Raw genomic sequence first — 19869 nt, 5'->3', positions numbered from 1 at the left:
TTTCGTATATAGGGGACTTTTGAAGTCCCATACACTCTCGTTCAGCGCCCCACAAGACCGCACGCGGACAATTCGAAAGCGAACGCCCGGCCGTTCTTCGCACTTTAAGCTCAAGATCGGCAGCTCTGCGGCACACGATGGTTTCTGCTTAATGCTGCTCGGTTCCCCGCCTGACATGGTTCACAGTCCTCCGTTGCGCAGTACCGGTCTCTCATCGCTCTGTGGGCGACCACCTTGCCGAAAGCCCGTCCCTCCTTGCCCGCATCATCCCCGCTGTAGCGGATTGCGGGTACAGAGCACCGCTAACGCCCCGATGTGTGCGGCCTTGTGCGGCGCTGAACAAAAGGTATTCGATTGTTAGTTTACACCGGCCGGCCGCGTTTTATGCCTCCGGATCGTCCGGCGGCGGCGTTTCCGGCTCGGTTGATGTGTCCGGATCGGTCGTGCCGCCGGGGTCGGTCGTGCCGCCGGGGTCGGTTGTCCCGCCCGGGTCGGTCGTACCATCGGGATCGGTTGTGCCGCCCGGGTTCGTGCTGCCGCCCGGATCGGTCGTGCCGCCCGAATTCGTACCGCCGCCCTCCGGGTCGGTCGGCGTTACCGGCAGTCCGGTTTCCGGATCAACCGACGGATTGGTCGGCTGGTCCTCCGGCTTTTGCTCCTCCGGCTTTTCTTCCTCTTCCTCCTCAACCTCGATGCCGGTCGTCTTGCCGTAATCGTAGGTCTTGAAGCCCTGGTGCGGGCAAAGCTCGGTTGGCGTCTGTCCTTTCCAGAAGCGTCCGGTCGCCACACGGCCCGCCGCGCGGCACGCGCCGGACGGGGCAAGCCCGCTGTCCATGCAGTAGGAGGCGGTCTCGAAATCCTGCGGGTGCGAATCAAAGACCAAGCCGGAATCGCCCTCATGCACACGGGTCATAACCGTTTTCCAGATGCCCGCCGCCGTGCGGCCGTACAGCCCGTCAAGCGTGTAGTTATGCTCGTAGCCAACCCAGACCGCGGCGGAATATTCAGGCGTCACACCGCAGAACCAGATATCCGTATTCGAGGTCGTGGTACCCGTTTTGCCCGCGGTCTCCACGCCCGAAATCGTCGTACCCGAGGCGGTGCCGTATGAGGTAACCGCCTGCATGCAGTCCAGCATATAATACGCGGTGCGCACGTTCTCAAAGCCAAGCTCGGTGCCTGGGTTGTTCTCCAGCACCACGTTGCCTTCGGAATCGAGCACCTTGGTATAGGTCCGCGTGCCGGCGAACACACCGTCGTTGATAAAGGTCGAGAAGCCGCCCGCCATTTCGCGCACGGTCACGCCGTCGGTCAGGCCGCCGAGCGCCAGCGGCGCAAGGTCGATATCGGACTGCACGGTGCCATCCGCATTGGTGCGGGTGCCGACCAGGGAATCTTCAAAGCCCAAGCGCTGCGTCAGGAAATCATAGGACGCCTGCGGCGTGAGCATGTTCATCACCTGCACGGCAATCGTATTGACCGAGCTGGTGATACCGCTTTTGATAGACATCGCCTTGCCGGTCGGCATTTTGCCGTCGTTCATCGGCCAAGGGCGCCCGTCGTCGCCCATGCGGAGCGCCTTGTCATACACGGTGGAGGTGGGTACGATGATGCCCTTGTCCATGGCCGGGCCATAGGTGGACAGCGGCTTGAAAGACGAGCCGGGCTGGCGGTGCGCGTCGGTCGCGTAGGAGAAATCCAACTTGCCATTCTTTTCCCCGCGGCCGCCTGCAATGCCCTTGATATTGCCCTGCTTGTCCGTAATGACCATAGCGCTCTGCGGCCGTTCACCATACTTCTCCGTATTGGGGAACACCGAATCGTCCGCCCAGACCGTATCCAGGATATTCTGGACATTGGTGTCGATCGTAGCGTAGATCTTGAGGCCGCCGGAGTTGATCATATTGCTTGCGACCTGCTCGGAGTAGCCTTTCTGCTCCATCAGGTCCTTTTTAACGTCCTGGATGACCGCGTCGGTAAAGTAGGTGTACGGGTCGCCGATCTCCTCCTGGTATTTCTCATAGGGGCGGTACACCAGTTCTTTCGCAACGGCCGCGTCATGCTCCTCCTGGGTAATCATGCCCAGCTCCAGCATCTTGCCGAGCGTCGCCTCCTGGCGCTCCTTCACACGATCCGGATGGTTATAGGGATCGTAAATGGAGGGGTTGTTCGTCAGGCCGACCAGAGCCGCGCATTCCGCGAGGTCGAGCTGCGAGACATCCTTGCCGAAATAGGTCGTGGCCGCGGTTTTTACGCCATAGCAGGTGTGGCCGAGGTAGATCGTGTTCAGGTACATAGTCAGGATGCGGTCCTTGTCGTCGATCTCCTTTTCCAGCGCCAGCGCACGGAATATCTCGTTGACCTTACGTTTGACCGAGTAATCCTTGTCCTCCGTCACGTTCTTTATGAGCTGCTGGGTGATGGTCGAGCCGCCGTACTGGTCGCCGCCGAGCAGCCAGCCCCTGACCGCGCCCAGCGTACGCCTCCAGTCTACGCCGTGGTGCTTGTAAAAGCGCTCGTCCTCGATCGCGACCGCAGCGTTTTTCAGGTCCTCCGGAATCTCCTCGCTGTCAACCCAGATGCGGTTTTCCGTACCCTTGATTGTTTCGTAAAGCTGTTCCGCGCCGGTTTCCGGATCATAGTTGTAAATGAAAGAATTCAGGTCAAGGCCCAGGCCCTGGCTGATTCCCTTTGCCGTTTCCTGCGCGGAGGGGTTGATATAAGCGTGCACATAATATGCGAACGCAATGCCGCAGAAGCTGGCGCAGAGCACGCCGATCAGCAGCAGCGTCAGCAGCACGCGGGATATGAAATACCCAACGCCGTATCCTTTTCTTTTGCCAGTCGACAATTCGGTTTCCTCCTTACCCGGCGGCGACGGGCGCCGCAGGGTCTTTTCCAGTCGGACGCTGGCGGCGTCCGATTTGTTCCCAGCATACGGTGGTATTATACCACACCGCGCGCCAAATTCCAAACAAATTTTACATTCGTTCCCGAATATTTTACAAATTTACGGGAATACTCAAAGCAAATCCCTTTTTCAAAGGATGTTTTTTCTATGATGCAAGGCTTTTACATGCTCGCCCTGCAGCGGGCGCGCCGCCAAAGGCGCATCGCCCTGGCGGCCTGTATCCTCGCGCTGGCCTGCGCTTTTTTTGCCGCGCGCGCCTATTTTGCCCCGTCTGCGGTTGCGGCAAACGCGCCGCTCGAGCCTTATGTCGCCTACGATGCGGGCGGGACGCTCGCCGTGTCCCGCGGCGGCGAAACGGTCCTCTATACGGAGATCGACACCCGTTCGCTGCCGCAGGCCGACCGTGAGGCGCTCGGGGCCGGCGTCGTCCTGCCGGATGCCGAAGCGCTCGCCAAACTGCTGGAGGACTACAGCTCGTAAAAAAGCGGACGCATACGCGCCCGCTTTTCCCGTTTTCTTCAGTCCCACAGACCCTCGACCCACTGTTCGAAGTCGACGACCTCCTCTTCCTGCGGCGGCTGCGCCGCAGGCGAACTGTCATGGGGCTGCTGCTCCATCTCGACCGCCATCGTGAGAATGCCCTGGTTCTTGATGTGGATTGTTTGTTCCACCCGTGCGGACGAGGCCTCCGCCTGATAGCTGTAGGTTATCAGCATGTCGCTGAACCAGTCTCTTTCGCGGCGCTCACCCTCGCCCGTGATCCCGCCGGTCTGCACGTCCAGCGTGAACCAGCCCTTGAAGTAGCTGCCGTCCTCCCACACCTCTTCGCTTCCGACCGGCGCGGTGTAGCGCGACCCGCTGCGGGCGAACAGGCTGTCGCCGGCCTTGAGCGCACAGTTCTGCGCCATGCTGTGTGTGCGGTACCACAGCTCGCTGTAGTTGCCCCATGTTTCGCAATTCTGCTCGGTCCGGCTGACGATATACTCGCCGGCGGTTTCCGCATCCGCAGCCAGGGGCAGGAAGCTGCCGGTGACCAGTACCACGGGGTTCATATCCATCATACCAACGCCGCCGGATTCGGCCAGGCCACTCACGCTGAACCATTTATCCGTGTCCGCGGCGGCAGCAGCGCCCTCCGGCGCATCCTCCGCGAGCAGCCCGAACAACAGCGGACAGCGCAGGTACAGCATATCGGTATCCGCGTTATAGATCATTTCAAAGCGGGCGTTTTCCAGCTCCGTCCGGTATTTCTCCGCCAAATCCTCCATACCCATGCCGAGCAGCCAGCCGCTTTCCTGCGCATACAGCGCCGCCAGCGCGTACAGGTCGAGCCGCAGGTCAAGCTGCACGCTCCCGCCCTGGCTGATGACCTCCAGCGTACCCTCCATGGGGTAATGCTCGTCCCCATCGATCGAGTTGAACGCCGTATAGGCCACCTCGATGGCCGCCGCCGTGCGCAGCGCCTGCTCCGGATCGATTTCCGGCTGGGCCGCGATCCACTGGTTGACAATGGAGAAATCCGCGTTCAGCTCGTCGAGCAACGCGTCCCTGTCGTACAGCACCGCGACCTGCTCATACTCGTCCCACCGGACGGTCAGGCCGAACGCCTCTGCGAAAAAGCGCACCGGAACGTAGGTACGGCCCTCCTTCTCGTACGGCACGGCATCGAGCGCGACCGTCTCCAGCACCGCGCCGCTCTCCGCATCCGAAATCGCCAGCGTATCTCTGCCGGCCGCGAAAGCATACGTCCGCCCCGCCAGCTCGGCTGTTACGGCGCCGTCCGCATAGCCGACCGCCGCGCCCAATGTCTCCGCAATCGCGCGGAACGGCACCATGGTCCGGTCGTTCCGGCTCTCGGGCTGCGCATCTGGGAACACGATCGCTTTCCCGTTCAACTGCACGCTCACCGCCGGTGGCGTGCGCGGCACCAGGCCGAACGCAACCAGTGCGTCCAGCCCGTCCGGATCCCAGACGCCGTCCGTCTCCATGGCGGACACGTCCTCGATCGCCAGGTACGCCGCCAACTCCGCGATCAGCGCTTCCCGCGTCGTCCCCCACTCTTCCGCCGCTTCCCCGACCGAATCCGTGCCGTAATAATTGCAGACCAGGCTTTCGTCCGCTTCGAGCGCCTGGATATAAAGCGCATATTTGCTGCTGACCATATCATAGGTCAGCCCCTCATCCACGCCCAAAAACAGCTCCATGAATTCCTCGGGCGACGCATAGCTGTAAACCTCATACAGCGGCGGCTCCCCGTCCGCCGCCAGCGCCGCGGGCAGCGCGCCGCACAGCACCGCCGCCAAGCCCGCGGCAAGCAGCCGCCTCAGCAAATGCCTGATCCGTTTCAAAAGAAAGCCCCCTTGCGTTTTTATTATTTTTATTGTACCCCCAAACCGATGCAGCGTCCATTTCCGTTTTATCCATTTTTCACGATCGAAAGTAGGCGATATGCCCATGCACTCCACACAGGCCAAAGCAAAATCCGCGCTGCTGCTCACCGCGTTCATCTGGGGCAGCACGTTTTTCGTTATGAAGGAAGCCGCCGCCGTCTTCCCGCCCGCCCTGCTCATGGCCGTGCGGTTCACGGTAGGCGCGGCGGCGCTCGCGCTACTGTTCCGCGGGCGGCTGGGCGTGCTGCGCGGCCGCAGATATCTGGCCGCCTCCCTTATCACCGGCGCGACGCAGACCGCTGCCTATCTGCTGCAGACCCTTGGCCTGCACTGGGACACCTCGCCCGGCAAGTCCGCTTTCCTGACCGCGGCTTACTGCGTGCTGGTGCCGTTCCTCGGCTGGGCCGCGCTGCGCCGCCGGCCGACCGGCTGGCAGTTCGCCGCCGCCGGCCTGTGCATCCTCGGCATCGGACTGCTTTCGGTCACCGAGGCCATGACCATCTCGCCCGGGGACTTCGCCACCCTGCTCAGCGCGGCGGCGTTCGCGCTCAACATCCTTTCCGTCGGCTATATGGTGGAGCAGGGCTGCGAGCCTGTGCCGCTGACCATCGGCCAGCTCGGCGCGGCGGCGCTGATGTGCTGGGGCGTGTGCGCACTGACCGGCGCCGCCCCCTATGCGCCGCCGACCGCAGGCGCGTGGGCGAGCCTGGTCGTCCTCGGCCTGACCGCTTCGGCGCTCTGCCTGTCCCTGCAGGCCTATGGCCAGCAGCATGTCGATCCCCCGCAGGCCTCCCTGCTGCTTTCGCTCGAATCCGTGTTCGGTGTGGCCTGCTCGGTTGTCTTTTACGGCGAAACGGTCACTGGCCGCATGCTAACGGGCTTCCTGCTCATTTTTACCGGCATTCTCGCGGGCGAAACGCAGTTCGCCTTTGTGCGCCGCCTCCGGCCGCAGAATTCGGAATAAGCCGCGTCCCCCCGGCATACTTTACACCGAGGGGGCGTTTATTTATGTTCATTACCATTACCCGCGACACGCTTTGCCGCATCGGCGCGGCGGCCGGCGTATGCGTTACGCTTGCCGTGCTGTTCTTCCTGCTGCCACAGGCCGATGCGCCCGCCGCGCAGGCAAACGCTGAAACCGAGGCCGCGGTTCCCGCGTCGGTCAGCGACTGGGGTCTGTCGTTCCAAACCGAGGGGCAGCCGCCCGTCGGTAACGTATCCGCGGATACGCTCCGCCAGTGGGACGCCTACTATGTGGGCGACACCTCCCAAAAGACGATCTACCTGACCTTTGACGCGGGCTACGAAAACGGCAACACGCCCGCCATTCTGGACGCGCTGAAGAAGCACAACGCGCCGGCGTGCTTTTTCGTGGTGGGCAATTTTATCGACACCGCGCCCGATCTGGTAAAGCGCATGGTGGACGAGGGGCATATCGTGGGCAACCACACGCTGCACCATCCCGATATGTCAAAGATTGCAGATATGGATTCATTCCAGGCGGAGATCACCGGCCTTGAGGAAAAGTTCACCGCCCTGACCGGCCAGCCGATGCAGCGGTTCTACCGTCCCCCGCAGGGCAAATTCAGCGAGGAGAACCTCAGGCAGGCGCAGGAGCTGGGCTATACGACTGTGTTCTGGTCGCTGGCCTATGTTGACTGGTATACCGACAACCAGCCGACCGACGAACAGGCGTTCTCTAAGCTGCTGCCGCGCATCCACAACGGCGCGATCGTCCTGCTGCACTCGACGAGCGAGACGAATGCGCGCATCCTTGACGAGCTGCTCACCAAATGGGAGGGCGAGGGGTACACGTTCGGGAGCCTGGCCGACTTAACCTGATTTTTGGTGTCATTTTGACACAAAAAGCACTTCTCCAACAATTTTGCGTTATACTTGACTGAGGTGAGTGCTTTGAAAGTTATTATCCCTCCTTTACCGTCCCGCCCAGAATCAATTTATAAAACCATTTACATCGAAAAATCCCTTGCGAACCAGATTGAACAAATCGCCATTCAAAATAATACGAGCTGGAACCATGTTGTCACAGCCCTGCTCAAAAGCTGTCTGGAGCATTCGGGCGGGCGGTAGGCAGAAAAAGGCGCGCGCCGCGCGCCTTTTTCTGCCATATTCTCCCCTCTATGCGCCCCATCCGCTTGTTTTGCCCCCCTTTTTGTGCTATACTATCATCATGGGCAAGTAAGACAAGAAAGGATGATTCCATCATGGAAAAGGCCAAGGTCTATTTCGCGGACTTCCGCGCCACGCTGACCGAAAACCTTCAGCAAAAGCTGACCCGCCTGCTCAAAACCGCGGGCATGGGAACCATTGATTTCGACAAGAAATTCACCGCCATCAAGATCCATTTCGGCGAGCCGGGCAACCTCGCCTATCTCCGGCCGAACTGGGCCAAAACCGTCGCGGATTTTGTCCGTGAGCGCGGCGGCAAGCCGTTCCTGACCGACTGCAACACCCTGTACGTCGGCGGGCGCAAGAACGCGCTCGACCATCTGGACTCCGCTTACCTCAACGGCTTCAGCCCGTTCACGACCGGCTGCCACGTCATCATTGCGGACGGGCTGAAAGGCACGGACGAGGCGTATGTGCCGGTCGAGGGCGGAGAATACGTCAAGGAAGCCAAGATCGGACAGGCCATTATGGACGCGGACGTATTTATTTCGCTGACCCACTTCAAGGGCCACGAGTCTTCGGGCTTCGGCGGCTGTCTGAAGAACATCGGCATGGGCTGCGGCTCACGCGCGGGCAAAATGGAGCAGCACAACGCGGGCAAGCCGCAGGTCGATCCGTCCCCCTGCGTGGGCTGCGGCATGTGTACGCGCATCTGCGCGCACGACGCTATTACCATCACGGATAAAAAGGCGCATATCGATCATGACAAATGCGTGGGCTGCGGCCGCTGCATCGGCGTCTGCCCGACCGACGCGATCGGCTGCGGCTATGATGAATCCAACATCGTCCTGAACCGCAAGATCGCGGAGTACACCAAGGCGGTCGTGGACGGGCGCCCCTGCTTCCATATCTCGCTTGTTATCGACGTGTCGCCCAACTGCGACTGCCACGCGGAGAACGACGTGCCGATCGTGCCGAATGTCGGCATGTTTGCGTCCTTTGACCCGATCGCGCTCGACCAGGCCTGCGTGGACGCGGTCAACGCCGCGCCGGTCAATCCGGACAGCCTGCTCCGCGACGCGCACGAGCGGCACCATATTGACGACGCGCACGACCACTTCCACGCCGCCCATCCGGATACGAACTGGCAGTCCGCGCTCGAGCATGGCGAGAAGCTCGGCCTCGGCACGCGGGAATACGAACTCATCAAAATCTAAACGCAAACATCAAGCAAAAAGCGAGGCATCCGCCTCGCTTTTTTCATATTTGATTCAATCCGACGGGCAGCGCGAGCTTTACCGCCAGCATGGCAGCGTATATCGCGGCGTATACGCCTTTGGCTTTGCGCTCACCCAGATGCGCACGCAGCTTATCTGCCGTACCCCACACTTTTTCCTCGCTTTCGTCCAGGCGGCCGAGTAGCCAGCGCGCCGCAAACCCGAGCACCCCAATGGTCTGTAAAAACGTCCAGCCGAGCAGCAGTACGAAGCCGACGGCCGACCGCTCCCGCGGGTCGCGGAGCAACGCCAGGCACAGCACCCAGCCCGTCATGCTTGCCATTCGGTTTAAAATGACACCGAACCGCACAAAGTCCTTCACTGCGGCATCATCTCCCGCCCTTCGAACGCGGCGCGGCGTCTGATGTCCTGCATGACCGCGTCGAACTGCGGCAGGTCGAGCGACTGCGCCCCGTCGCACAGCGCGTTTTTGGGGTCGTTATGCGCCTCGATAATCAGGCCATCCGCGCCGGCGGCGATTGCGGCGCGCGAGAGCGGCTGTACCATATCGCGGCGGCCCGCGGCGTGCGACGGGTCGACGATCACCGGCAGGTGGCTGAATATCTTGACCAGCGGCACCGCGGAGATGTCCAGATTGTTGCGGATCATCTTTTCAAACGTGCGGATGCCGCGCTCGCACAGGATGACGTTGGTGTTGCCGCCCGCGAAGATGTACTCCGCCGCCATCAGGAATTCCTCCATCGTCGCGGACAGGCCGCGCTTGAGCAGGATAGGCTTATCCGACCGGCCCAGCTCCTTGAGCAACATGAAATTCTGCATATTGCGTGCGCCGAGCTGGATGATGTCCACATCCGCGAACAGGTCGAGGTGCTTTTCGCTCATGATCTCGGTTACAACCGGCAGGCCGGTCTGGCGCTTGGCCTCCAAAAGGAGCTTCAGGCCCTCGTCCTCAAGCCCCTGGAAGGAGTACGGCGAGGTGCGCGGCTTGAACGCGCCGCCACGCAGGAAGGACGCGCCCGCCCGCTTGACCGCTTCGGCCACCTCCACGATCTGCGCCTCGCTCTCGACCGAGCAGGGTCCCGCCATCACGTTGAAGTATCCCGCGCCGATCCTGCGCCCCGCAACCTCAATGACCGTATCCTCATGGTGGAATTTGCGGTTGACGGCCTTGAATGGCTCGGTCACACGCTGCACGCGCTCGACCACGTCATAGGCCATGATGTCCCCTTCGTCCAGTTTGGTGGTGTCGCCGACCAGGCCAAAGATCGTGGTGTTCTCGCCCTGAGAATAGTGGATCGTAAGCCCCATATCCTTAAAATGCTGCATCAAACGGTCTACACGTTCCTTATCGCTATTCTGCTTGAGTATAACGATCATTTTGGTTCACTCCTTTATCAGTTAAAATTATAAGCCTTTGCAGTATACCACCAAAATGCCCAAAAAGAAAGGGCGATTTACTACAAATCGCCCTGTTTCTTTGGTCGGGTTTTGCACGAGGTTGTAAAATGCTAACCTTTACCGCGCGGCTTTCAGCTCCACATAGCGCTGTTCCACCGCCGTGCAGAATTCCTCCCAGCGTCCGTCTCCAATCAAACGGGCCGGACAGACTTTTCCGGAAAAGTCCTCATGCTTGCGCAGCGCCTTCGGACCCAGACCGTATTCGAGCAGCAGGCGCGCGCACAGTTTTTCGGTGTTGATTAACGTCTGCTCATAGTTGCCGTCCTCGTTGACGCACATTTCGATCCCGACGCCGTTTTTGTTGCCGCCGTTCCTTTTCATCTGGTCGCCCGCATGGTACGCGGTTTCGTCGTCCGGCAGGTGATGGTATATTTCGTGGTCGTCCACGGTGTAATGCCAGGAAACGATATTTTCCTGCGCGTCGGCGTTCTGGTGGATGAATGAGTTATGCGCGGCAGCGGTCGCGCCCGCGGAAAAATTATCCGTTTCGTGGATGACGAGGTATTTGATCTCGCGTTTTTCCCCGGGCCGCGCGCGGCTCCCCTCCGGCAGGAAGTCCGTATAGACCGGTATGTCCTCAATATAGCTGAGCCCCGCGTCCGGCTGCGGCGGCCGGCTGATCGCCCGATGCGTCAGCATACCGGCGGCAAACGACGCCAGCAGCAGCACCGCCAGCAGCAGCGGCCGGCGGTTCGGCCGCTTTTTCCCTTTTTTCCCACTGTAAAACCCTGCAATCTTCAATCCGTCCGCTCTCCCTATCCCTCGTTCCAGTGGTTCTATTGTACTACGTTTCGACAGCTTTTTCAAAGGCATGGATGTAAACTTTTTATTCCCATAAAAAACCTCGCTTTCCCCCGCGGAATTCCTGTAAGAAAAACTTGCATTCCGGCGTTTCGTGCGATATAATTATATTTACTCGGAGAGGCAAAGCCTTTACCAGCAGAATTCTTTGACCGCCCCCTTTGTCCCAAAGGGGAGCCAAGGCCATACGGACAGCCGGGTCAAATGCCGAACATGGCAACTTTGTTGCCTTATTGAATTTTATAAGTTGGCTGCTTAAAAGCCGTGTGCCGTGGGCGCATCACACTTGTGAAACAATCAATAAGAGTAGTAAAAGTAAATTCTTGCTATATAGACTCTTTCCTCTTCCACAGACAGAGCCGTTGCGGGCATTTGCCCGAACGGAAGAGAGATTGCATTCCTCAAGCTGAGATGGCCGCGCGCGGACACCTCGCTTGAGGATTTTTTAATTGTGAGGATTACCGGTATGCAAAACAAGCTGAAACTGTACGGGTTCAACAACCTGACCAAGGCGCTGTCGTTCAACATTTACGACGTATGCTATGCCAAAACCGAGCGCGAGCAGCGCGACTATATCGCCTACATCGACCAGCAGTACAACTCCGAGCGGCTGACCGGCATTCTGGAGCGCGTGACCGAGATGATCGGCGCGCATGTGCTGCATATCTCCAAACAGGATTACGACCCGCAGGGCGCCTCCGTCACCTTCCTGATCGCGGAGGAGCATATGAAGCCCGCGCCCGAGCCGGATACCATCGTGGCGCATCTGGACAAAAGCCATGTCACCGTGCATACCTATCCGGAATACCATCCGGACACCTGCCTTGCCACGTTCCGCGTGGATATCGACGTGGCGACCTGCGGCGAGATCACGCCGTTGTCCACGCTCGATTACCTGATCGACTCGTTCGATTCGGATATCATCACCATGGACTACCGCGTACGTGGCTTTACCCGCGATATCGAGGGGAAAAAGCTGTTCATGGACCACCAGATGACCTCGATCCAGGATTTCATCGACCCGCACACACTCGACCTGTACGACGCTTACGATGTGAACGTGTACCAGGCCAACCTGTTCCACACCCGCATGCTGCTCAAGGAGGTTGACCTGCAGAACTACCTGTTCAACACCGATATCTACGAGCTGCCGCCCAAGACGCGGCTCAAAATCCATTCCGACCTGCGCCGCGAGATGATCGAGATCTTCAGCGGCAAAAACATCTACTGACGTACCGGAGGCTTTCCGCGCTTCCGTATGTGAAAGAAGGCAAAGCTATGGACCAGTCCCGCGCGCCCATCAAGGAGGCGCTCGAACATTTTAAGGATATGCGTATCGTCCCGTTTGATGTCCCCGGGCATAAACGCGGACGCGGCAATCCCGAGCTGACAAAATTCCTCGGGGAACAGTGCATGACCGTGGACGTCAACTCCATGAAGCCGCTGGACAACCTGTGCCATCCGGTCAGCGTCATCCGTGAGGCGGAGGAGCTGGCCGCCGAGGCTTTCGGCGCGGCCCATGCGTTCCTGATGGTCGGCGGCACGACCTCGAGCGTGCAGTCGATGATCCTTTCGGTCGTGGGGCGCGGGGACGAGATCATCCTGCCCCGCAACGTCCACCGTTCGGTCATCAACGCGCTCGTGCTTACCGGCGCGGTACCGGTGTACGTCAACCCGCAGACCAACGAGCGGCTGGGCATCTCGCTGGGCATGTCGGTCGCGGACGTCGCGGCCGCGATCGAAAAGCACCCCTCCGCCAAGGCGGTGCTGGTCAACAACCCCACCTACTACGGTATCTGCTCGGATATCCGTGAGATCGTCCGTCTGGCGCACGCCAGGGGCATGAAGGTGCTCGCGGATGAGGCGCACGGCACGCATTTCTACTTTGGCGAGGACATGCCCGTCTCCGCGATGGCCGCGGGCGCGGACCTCGCCTCGGTTTCCATGCACAAGTCGGGCGGCTCGCTGACACAGTCGAGCTTCCTGCTGTGCGGCCCGTCGGTGAACGCGGAATATGTGCGCCAGATCATCAACCTGACGCAGACCACCTCGGGTTCCTACCTGCTGATGGTCAGCCTGGATATCTCGCGCAAGAACCTGGCGCTGTACGGAAAGGATATCTTCCGCAAGGTCACCCGCCTGACCGAGTACGCCCGCGATGAGATCAATCAGATCGGCGACTACTACGCCTACGGCCGCGAGCTGATCAACGGCGACACGGTTTTCGATTTCGATGTGACCAAGCTCGCGGTCAACACGCTGGACGTGGGGCTTGCCGGCATTGAAGTATATGATATCCTGCGCGACTTTTACGACATCCAGACCGAATTCGGCGACCTTGGCAACCTGCTGGCCTATGTTTCGGTCGGCGACCGCGAGCGCGACCTCGAGCGCTTTGTGGCCGCTCTGTCCGACATCCGCCGCCGCTACAAGCGCGACAAGGCCACGCTCATGCGGCAGGAGTACATCTCCCCGCAGGTGGTGGCCGCGCCGCAGGAGGCTTTCTATGCGGAAAAGCAGGGCGTCCCGCTGGCGGAAAGCGTCGGCCGCATCTGCGCGGAGTTCGTCATGTGCTACCCGCCGGGCATTCCCATCCTCGCCCCGGGCGAGCGCATCACCCGCGAGATCCTCGACTACATCCGCTACGCCAAGGAGAAAAACTGTATGCTGCTCGGCACCGAGGACCCGAATGTGGACAGCCTACAGGTCATCCGCGGTATTATCAGCCCCGCAGCCAATTAAGGAGTCTGTGTTATGCAATTGACCTTTACCGAAATGCACGCGCCGACCGTCGGTCTGGCAATCCAGGTCGACCGGCAGCTTTACACCGAGCAGAGCGACTTCCAGCGCATCGACGTGTTCGAATGCGAGGAGTTCGGCCGTTTTTTGACGCTCGACGGCTATATGATGCTGACCGAGCGCGACGAATTCATCTACCACGAGATGATGGTGCATGTCCCGCTTGCCGTGCTGGGCGAGACGGTCAGAAAGGTGCTCGTCATCGGCGGGGGCGACGGCGGCTGCGTGCGTGAGCTGTGCCGATATCCACACATCGAGCATATCGACCTGGTCGAGATCGACGAGCGCGTGGTCGCGGTGTGCAGGGAATACCTGCCGACCGTGGCGTGCAGTCTGGACGATCCGCGCGTACACATCCTCTATCAGGACGGGCTGAAGTACATCCGCCGCATCGAGGACGAGTACGACCTCATCATCATCGACTCGACCGACCCTTTCGGCCCGGGCGAGGGCCTGTTTACGATGGAGTTCTACGGCAACTGCTACAAGGCGCTCAGGGCGCACGGCGTGCTGGTCAACCAGCACGAAAGCCCGTTCTACAAGGGCGACGCGCTCGCCTGCCAGCGCGCGCACCGCAACATTGTGCATTCGTTCGAGCTGTCGCGCCTGTTCCAGGCGCACATCCCCACCTACCCCTCCGGCCACTGGCTGTTTGGGTTTTCCTCGCGCGGGGTTCATCCGGTGCGCGACCTCAAGGCGGACGACTGGAACGCCCGCGGCATCGAAACCCGCTATTACAACACCAACCTGCACAAGGGCGCGTTCTACCTGCCCAATTATGTGCAACGGCTTTTGGAAAAAGTAGAAGAATAACGACTCACAAGGAGGACAACACCATGGGAAAAGCCCTTATCATCGGCTGCGGCGGCGTGGCCGGCGTGGTCATCCACAAATGCTGCCAGAACAGCGACGTTTTTGAGGAAATCATGATCGCCTCGCGCACCAAATCCAAGTGCGACGCGATCAAGGAACAGCTTGAGGGGCGCACCCCCACCAAAATCCGCACCGCCAAGGTGGACGCGGACAACGTGGACGAGCTGTGCGCGCTGATCGACGAATACAAGCCGGACATCGTGATGAACATTGCCCTGCCCTATCAGGATTTGACCATCATGGACGCGTGCCTCAAGTGCGGCGTCAACTATATGGACACCGCCAACTACGAGCCGGAGGACACCGACGATCCCGCGTGGCGCGCGATCTACGAGAAGCGCTGCAGAGAGGCGGGCTTCACCGCCTATTTCGACTACTCCTGGCAGTGGGCGTACAAGGAGAAGTTCGAAAAGGCCGGCCTGACCGCGCTGTTAGGCTCGGGCTTCGACCCGGGCGTGACGCAGGCCTACTGCGCCTATGCTCAGAAGCACCTGTTCGACCAGATCGACACCATTGACATTCTGGACTGCAACGGCGGCGACCACGGCTACCCGTTCGCCACCAACTTCAATCCCGAGATCAACCTGCGCGAGGTTTCCGCGCCCGGCTCCTACTGGGAGGACGGCCACTGGGTCGAAATCCCCGCCATGTCCATCAAGCGCGAGTACGACTTCGACCAGGTCGGCCGCAAGGACATGTACCTGCTCCACCATGAGGAAATCGAGTCGCTGGCCAAAAACATCCCGAATGTCAAGCGCATCCGCTTTTTCATGACCTTCGGCCAGTCCTACCTGACCCACATGAAGTGCCTGGAGAACGTCGGCATGCTGTCCACCACACCGATCGAGTTCGAGGGGCATCAGATCGTGCCGATCCAGTTCCTCAAGGCGCTGCTGCCCGACCCTGCGACCCTCGGCCCGCGCACCAAGGGCAAGACTAACATCGGCTGCATCTTCACCGGCAAGAAGGACGGCAAGGAAAAGACCGCCTATATCTATAACGTGTGCGACCACGAGGCCTGCTACCGCGAGGTCGGCTCGCAGGCCATCAGCTACACCACCGGCGTGCCGGCCATGATCGGCGCGGCCATGCTGATGACCGGCAAGTGGTCCAAGCCCGGCGTATACACGGTCGAGGAGTTTGACCCCGACCCGTATATGGAGGCCCTGAACAAGTGGGGCCTGCCGTGGCAGGTAAACGGCAACCCCGTTTTGGTGGACTGACATGAGATTTACCGAACTGCCCACGCCCTGCTTCCTTGTGGATGAAAACCGGCTCGTGCAGAACCTTGCCGTGCTGCGCGACGTGGCCGACCGCACGGGCGCGAAGATCCTGCTCGCGCAGAAGGCATTTTCCATGTTTTCGGCGTACCCGCTGCTGCGCGAGTATCTCGCGGGTACGACCGCCTCCGGCCTGTTTGAAGCCCGCCTCGGCAGGGAGGAATTCGGCGGCGAAACGCACGTCTACTCCCCCGCCTACGCGGAGGGCGAATTTCAGGAGCTTTTGCAGTACGCCGACCATATTGTGTTCAACTCCTTCCACCAGTGGAAGGCTTACGGCAATTTAGCGCGCGCGGCGGGCAAAAGCTGCGGCCTGCGGCTCAACCCCGAATGCTCGACCCAGCCCGCGGCGCACGCGATGTACGACCCCTGCGGCCCGACCTCGCGGCTCGGCGTCACGCTGGAAAACTTCCAGCCCGAGCTGCTGGACGGCATCGAGGGCTTCCACTTCCACACCCTGTGTGAGCAGAACGCGGACGACCTCGTCCGCACGGTTGAGGCGTTCGAGGAACGCTTCGGGAAATACATGGAGGGCATGAAGTGGCTCAACCTCGGTGGCGGCCACCATATTACGCGCGACGATTACGACGTGGAAACGCTCGTCCAGTGCGTCAACCGCCTGCGCAAAAAATACGGCGTGCAGATTTATCTGGAGCCGGGCGAGGCGGTGGTGCTGAATGCGGGCTGGCTGATCTCAACCGTGCTTGAGGTCATGCACAACCATGCCGAAATCGCAATACTGGATACCTCCGCGGCCTGCCACATGCCGGATGTGCTGGAAATGCCCTACCGCCCGCCGGTATGGCGTTCGGGCGAGCCGGGCAAAAAGGCGTTCACCTATCTGCTCACCGGCCGTTCCTGTCTGGCGGGCGATGTGATCGGCGAATACTCGTTCGATAACACGCTGCGCCCGGGCGACCAGGTGGTATTTGAGGATATGGCGCTGTACACGATGGTCAAAACCAACACTTTCAACGGTGTGCCGCTGCCGCTGATCGCCATGCGCCGCGCGGACGGCACGGACGAGGTAATACGGATGTTTGATTATGCGGATTTCAAGGGGCGCCTGTCATAAGGCCATACCGTCCAGATAGCTTTGCAGGATCAGGACGGCGGCGCGGTTCCAGCTAATGCCGTGCCGTACCGCGAGCTTTTCAATTTGGGCGGCATATTCTTTCCTGATATAGATGGTCCGGTATATGGATTCCTGCCGCTGCTTTTCCGAATAGGACGAAAAGATATCGGGTGTCCGTGGAGCTTCCAAATTGCGGCACCCCCTCTTGTTTTGGAATCTGATATAATTTTATCTCATATTGAGATAAATGTCAATATCTCACTACGAGATAAATTACATATGAAAGAAGTTTCTAAATGTATTTTTACCGAATTAAAGAATTGCGAAAAATCCGTAGCCTCACGCAAGACGAAATTGCAACATATTTAAATATATCGCAAAACACTTACAGCAATTATGAAAATGATGTAAGAAAAATTCCGCTTCCTATCCTAATCAAATTATCGCGGTTTTACCATGTCAATCTGGAATACCTGCTCGGTTTAACTGATTATTCCGAGCCGCTCCCTCCTGAATAACCAAAAAAAGAGCTGCCGCAAGGCAGCTCTTTTTATGCTTTCGGGAAACGCAGGGTGATGGTTGTCCCCACACCCAGAGCGCTCTGCAGTTCAATTTTCGCATGGTGCAGCGCCGCGCCGTGCTTGACGATCGACAGCCCCAGGCCGGTGCCGCCGGTCATCTTGCTGTGGCTCTTGTCCACGCGGTAAAACCGCTCAAACACCCGCGCCTGGTCCGCGGGCGCAATGCCAATGCCGGTATCCGACACCCGAATAAAGGGCGCGCCGCCCTCCGCTCCGGCTTCTATCGTCACGCTGCCGCCCGCCCTGTTATACGCAACCGCGTTGTCCGCAAGGTTGAATACCATCTGTTCGAGCGTGCGGCGCTGCGCCTGCGCCGTGACCGGCTTCCCCGTCACGGCCAGCGTAACCTTGTGCGCCGCCGCCTTGTGCTGCAGCCGGTCGCGCACCGTGCCGCAGAGCGCCAGCAGCTCCACCGGCTCAAACGGGGCCGGCGCGCCGCCCTCGTCAAGCTGGGACAGGCGGATAATATCCTCGATCAGCGTCAGCAGGCGCACCGCCTCGGCGCGTATCTTGCCCGCAAAGGGCGCGACATCCTCCGGCTTGACGATGCCGTTCTCCATGATCTCCGCATAGCCCATGATGCTGGTCAGCGGGGTTTTCAGCTCATGCGACACGTTGGCGGTGAATTCCTGCCGCTGGCGCTCAGCCTGGTCGCGCTCGGTGCTGTCCACCACGAACAGCACCGCCGCATGGCTCTGCCCCTCCCCTGCGACCGAGCTGGCGGTCAGCGAGTACACGCGGCCGTCCTTTTCCATCCGCCCGTGCGCGCTCTCGCCGCCGAGCGCTTCCTCAACCACACGGACGTATTCCGGATCGCGGCACAGTGTCAGATAGCCGCCGGAGGCGCTGTCCTTGGGAAACAGGGCGCGCACCGCGCGGTTTGCGAACAGGATGTCGCCCATCGCGGAAAACAGCACCAGCCCCTCGTCCATGCGCGCCGTAACGTCGTCAAATTCGGCCTGCCGGCGCTTGAGTTCGGACATCTGCGCTTCTATCCTGCGGTTCTGCTTGGCCATGCGCTGCAGCAGGGGGGAAAGCTCGTCGTATGCGTCGTTCTTGAGCGGGTCGTGCAGGTCGAGCGCCACGATCGGCGCGAGGAACACATGAGTCAGCCAGCTTGCGAGCAACGCCGCCACCAGCAGCGCCAGCAGCACGATCAGCACGATCCACGGCGACGCCGCGGACAGCGCGCCGAACGCGCTGTCCGCAGTCGAGGCCACGCGCAGCACCGTGCCGTCCTGCAGGCGCTGCGCGTAATAATAGGTCTGTTGGGAGAGCGTGTCCGACAGGCGGCTGGACGCCCCGACGCCGTCCCGCAGGGCCTGTTCGATCTCCGGCCGCTCCCGATGGTTCTCCATGCTGTCCTCGTCGCCCTGGTTATCGTAAAGCACCGCGCCGTCCGCGCTGACCAGCGTGATGCGGTCGGTATAGCTTTGGCCGATCTCCTCCAGCGCGGCGCGGTCCCCGCGCTCGGCAATGCGCGCGATGTAGCCGCACTCGCCCGCGAGCCGCTCGCGCGCGTTACCCGACAGGCCGGAATGCACCGCCGCCAGCAGCAGCGACGCGGTCAGCAGCAGCGTGACCAGCGCGGTCAGAAAAATGCTTCCAAAGACGCGCTTTCTCATCGGGTTTCCCCCATCCGGTAGCCCACGCCGCGCACGGTTTCGATCAGCGCGCCGCCCGCGCCCAGCTTCTGCCGCAGCGTCCGGATATGCACGTCTACCGTGCGCGTCTCGCTCTCATTCCCGTATCCCCAGATGTTTTCCAGCAGCACGTCGCGCGTCAGCACCGCGCCCTGGTTTTTCATCAGCAGGCAGAGGAGCTGGTATTCCTTCAGCGTAAGCTGCACCTCGTCCGCGCCTACATGGACGCTGTGCGCCCGCTCGTCCACGCAAATGCTCCCCGCCACCAGCGGACGGCCGCCGCCCTCGCCGGGCGGGCTGTCCTGGGTGCGGCGCAGCACCGCGCGGATGCGCGCGACCAGCTCCATCATGCCGAAGGGCTTGGCGACGTAGTCGTCCGCGCCGCTGTCCAGGCCAACCACCTTATCGTATTCGGTATTTTTCGCCGTAAGCAGGATTACGGGAAGCTTTGCGGTTTCCCGCACCGCCCGCAGGCGGCGCAGGATGGAGATGCCGTCCTCGCCGGGCAGCATGATGTCGAGCAGCAGCAGGTCGGGCTTCTGCTCCCGCAAAGCGGCGAACAGGGCTTCGCCATCGGCGAAGCCCCGCGCCTCCAGCCCCGTATTCTGCAGCGTATAGACGACCAGCTCCCGTATGCCGGCGTCGTCCTCCACGCAGTAAATCATGCGTTTCCTCCTTGTCGGCCGCGCC

The 19869-nt window shown here is 60.6% G+C and carries 19 protein-coding genes and 1 other RNA gene; 11 read left to right on the top strand and 9 right to left on the bottom strand.

Annotation, left to right across the window (positions count from 1 at the left end):
- Window positions 1-57: 57 nt before the first annotated feature.
- An RNA gene (ffs, locus tag H8S45_RS03305) (signal recognition particle sRNA large type) lies at window positions 58-323 on the bottom strand.
- Between the two features lie 59 nt (window positions 324-382).
- Complete coding sequence (locus H8S45_RS03300) at window positions 383-2851, bottom strand: transglycosylase domain-containing protein (RefSeq protein WP_186949557.1); 2469 nt, start codon at window positions 2849-2851, stop codon at window positions 383-385.
- 207 nt (window positions 2852-3058) lie between these two features.
- On the opposite strand from H8S45_RS03300, the gene H8S45_RS03295 reads away from it, so the two are divergent.
- On the top strand, window positions 3059-3391 hold the full coding sequence (locus tag H8S45_RS03295; RefSeq protein WP_147573812.1) for a hypothetical protein: 333 nt from the start codon (window positions 3059-3061) through the stop codon (window positions 3389-3391).
- A 38-nt stretch (window positions 3392-3429) separates the two neighbouring features.
- Here the strand turns inward: H8S45_RS03295 and H8S45_RS03290 are convergent, their stop codons facing one another.
- Window positions 3430-5259, bottom strand: coding sequence for a copper amine oxidase N-terminal domain-containing protein (locus H8S45_RS03290; protein ID WP_186949555.1), 1830 nt, complete (start codon window positions 5257-5259; stop codon window positions 3430-3432).
- Window positions 5260-5365: 106 nt separating this feature from the next.
- Between H8S45_RS03290 and H8S45_RS03285 the strand changes: the two genes are divergently transcribed.
- From H8S45_RS03285 to H8S45_RS03275, 4 genes are all read left to right on the top strand, one after another.
- Window positions 5366-6265: a DMT family transporter gene (locus H8S45_RS03285; RefSeq protein ID WP_159068154.1), complete on the top strand. Its 900-nt coding sequence runs from the start codon at window positions 5366-5368 to the stop codon at window positions 6263-6265.
- A 44-nt stretch (window positions 6266-6309) separates the two neighbouring features.
- Window positions 6310-7143, top strand: a complete 834-nt coding sequence (gene pdaA / locus H8S45_RS03280; RefSeq protein WP_054327452.1) for a delta-lactam-biosynthetic de-N-acetylase — start codon at window positions 6310-6312, stop codon at window positions 7141-7143.
- Between the two features lie 72 nt (window positions 7144-7215).
- Window positions 7216-7392 carry a hypothetical protein gene (locus tag H8S45_RS15980; RefSeq protein WP_159068153.1) on the top strand — a complete coding sequence of 59 codons (177 nt, stop codon included), beginning with the start codon at window positions 7216-7218 and terminating at the stop codon, window positions 7390-7392.
- Window positions 7393-7526: 134 nt separating this feature from the next.
- Window positions 7527-8648 carry a DUF362 domain-containing protein gene (locus H8S45_RS03275; RefSeq protein WP_147573810.1) on the top strand — a complete coding sequence of 374 codons (1122 nt, stop codon included), beginning with the start codon at window positions 7527-7529 and terminating at the stop codon, window positions 8646-8648.
- Window positions 8649-8691: 43 nt separating this feature from the next.
- Here the strand turns inward: H8S45_RS03275 and H8S45_RS03270 are convergent, their stop codons facing one another.
- The 3 genes from H8S45_RS03270 to H8S45_RS03260 form a co-directional block, all read right to left on the bottom strand.
- Entirely contained in the window at window positions 8692-9030 is a 339-nt protein-coding gene (locus tag H8S45_RS03270) for a hypothetical protein (RefSeq protein ID WP_054327451.1), read from the bottom strand.
- Window positions 9027-10046: a 3-deoxy-7-phosphoheptulonate synthase gene (aroF, locus tag H8S45_RS03265; RefSeq protein WP_054327450.1), complete on the bottom strand. Its 1020-nt coding sequence runs from the start codon at window positions 10044-10046 to the stop codon at window positions 9027-9029. Before aroF ends, H8S45_RS03270 begins: the two co-directional genes overlap by 4 nt.
- 138 nt (window positions 10047-10184) lie before the next feature.
- A complete protein-coding gene (locus H8S45_RS03260; RefSeq protein WP_186949553.1) occupies window positions 10185-10868 on the bottom strand; it encodes a peptidoglycan recognition protein family protein in 684 nt (227 codons plus the stop codon).
- Between the two features lie 526 nt (window positions 10869-11394).
- Here H8S45_RS03260 and speD point away from each other — a divergent pair.
- The 5 genes from speD to nspC are packed head-to-tail and all read left to right on the top strand — an operon-like array spanning window position 11395 to window position 16955.
- The gene (speD, locus tag H8S45_RS03255; protein WP_054327448.1) at window positions 11395-12159 is read left to right on the top strand and encodes an adenosylmethionine decarboxylase; all 765 of its coding nucleotides are present in this window, start codon (window positions 11395-11397) and stop codon (window positions 12157-12159) included.
- Window positions 12160-12206: 47 nt separating this feature from the next.
- Window positions 12207-13670: an aminotransferase class I/II-fold pyridoxal phosphate-dependent enzyme gene (locus tag H8S45_RS03250; protein WP_107631517.1), complete on the top strand. Its 1464-nt coding sequence runs from the start codon at window positions 12207-12209 to the stop codon at window positions 13668-13670.
- A gap of 12 nt (window positions 13671-13682) precedes the next feature.
- Complete coding sequence (speE, locus tag H8S45_RS03245; protein WP_107631516.1) at window positions 13683-14540, top strand: polyamine aminopropyltransferase; 858 nt, start codon at window positions 13683-13685, stop codon at window positions 14538-14540.
- Window positions 14541-14563: 23 nt separating this feature from the next.
- Window positions 14564-15823 carry a saccharopine dehydrogenase family protein gene (locus H8S45_RS03240; RefSeq protein ID WP_054327446.1) on the top strand — a complete coding sequence of 420 codons (1260 nt, stop codon included), beginning with the start codon at window positions 14564-14566 and terminating at the stop codon, window positions 15821-15823.
- Between the two features lies 1 nt (window position 15824).
- Window positions 15825-16955, top strand: coding sequence for a carboxynorspermidine decarboxylase (gene nspC / locus H8S45_RS03235; protein WP_186949551.1), 1131 nt, complete (start codon window positions 15825-15827; stop codon window positions 16953-16955).
- Here nspC and H8S45_RS03230 read toward each other — a convergent pair.
- Window positions 16950-17144 carry a hypothetical protein gene (locus H8S45_RS03230; protein WP_186949549.1) on the bottom strand — a complete coding sequence of 65 codons (195 nt, stop codon included), beginning with the start codon at window positions 17142-17144 and terminating at the stop codon, window positions 16950-16952. The genes nspC and H8S45_RS03230 overlap by 6 nt on opposite strands.
- 107 nt (window positions 17145-17251) lie before the next feature.
- On the opposite strand from H8S45_RS03230, the gene H8S45_RS03225 reads away from it, so the two are divergent.
- Window positions 17252-17473, top strand: a complete 222-nt coding sequence (locus tag H8S45_RS03225; protein WP_082397158.1) for a helix-turn-helix domain-containing protein — start codon at window positions 17252-17254, stop codon at window positions 17471-17473.
- 32 nt (window positions 17474-17505) lie between these two features.
- Here H8S45_RS03225 and H8S45_RS03220 read toward each other — a convergent pair whose 3' ends face one another.
- Complete coding sequence (locus H8S45_RS03220) at window positions 17506-19161, bottom strand: sensor histidine kinase (RefSeq protein WP_054327443.1); 1656 nt, start codon at window positions 19159-19161, stop codon at window positions 17506-17508.
- Window positions 19158-19844, bottom strand: coding sequence for a response regulator transcription factor (locus H8S45_RS03215; protein WP_054327442.1), 687 nt, complete (start codon window positions 19842-19844; stop codon window positions 19158-19160). Before H8S45_RS03215 ends, H8S45_RS03220 begins: the two co-directional genes overlap by 4 nt.
- Window positions 19845-19869 lie beyond the last annotated feature (25 nt).

Origin of the sequence: Agathobaculum faecis (assembly GCF_014287995.1) — a bacterium.
In the GTDB taxonomy this organism is placed as follows: domain Bacteria; phylum Bacillota; class Clostridia; order Oscillospirales; family Butyricicoccaceae; genus Agathobaculum; species Agathobaculum ammoniilyticum.
This window is presented reverse-complemented; position numbering and strand designations above follow the sequence as displayed.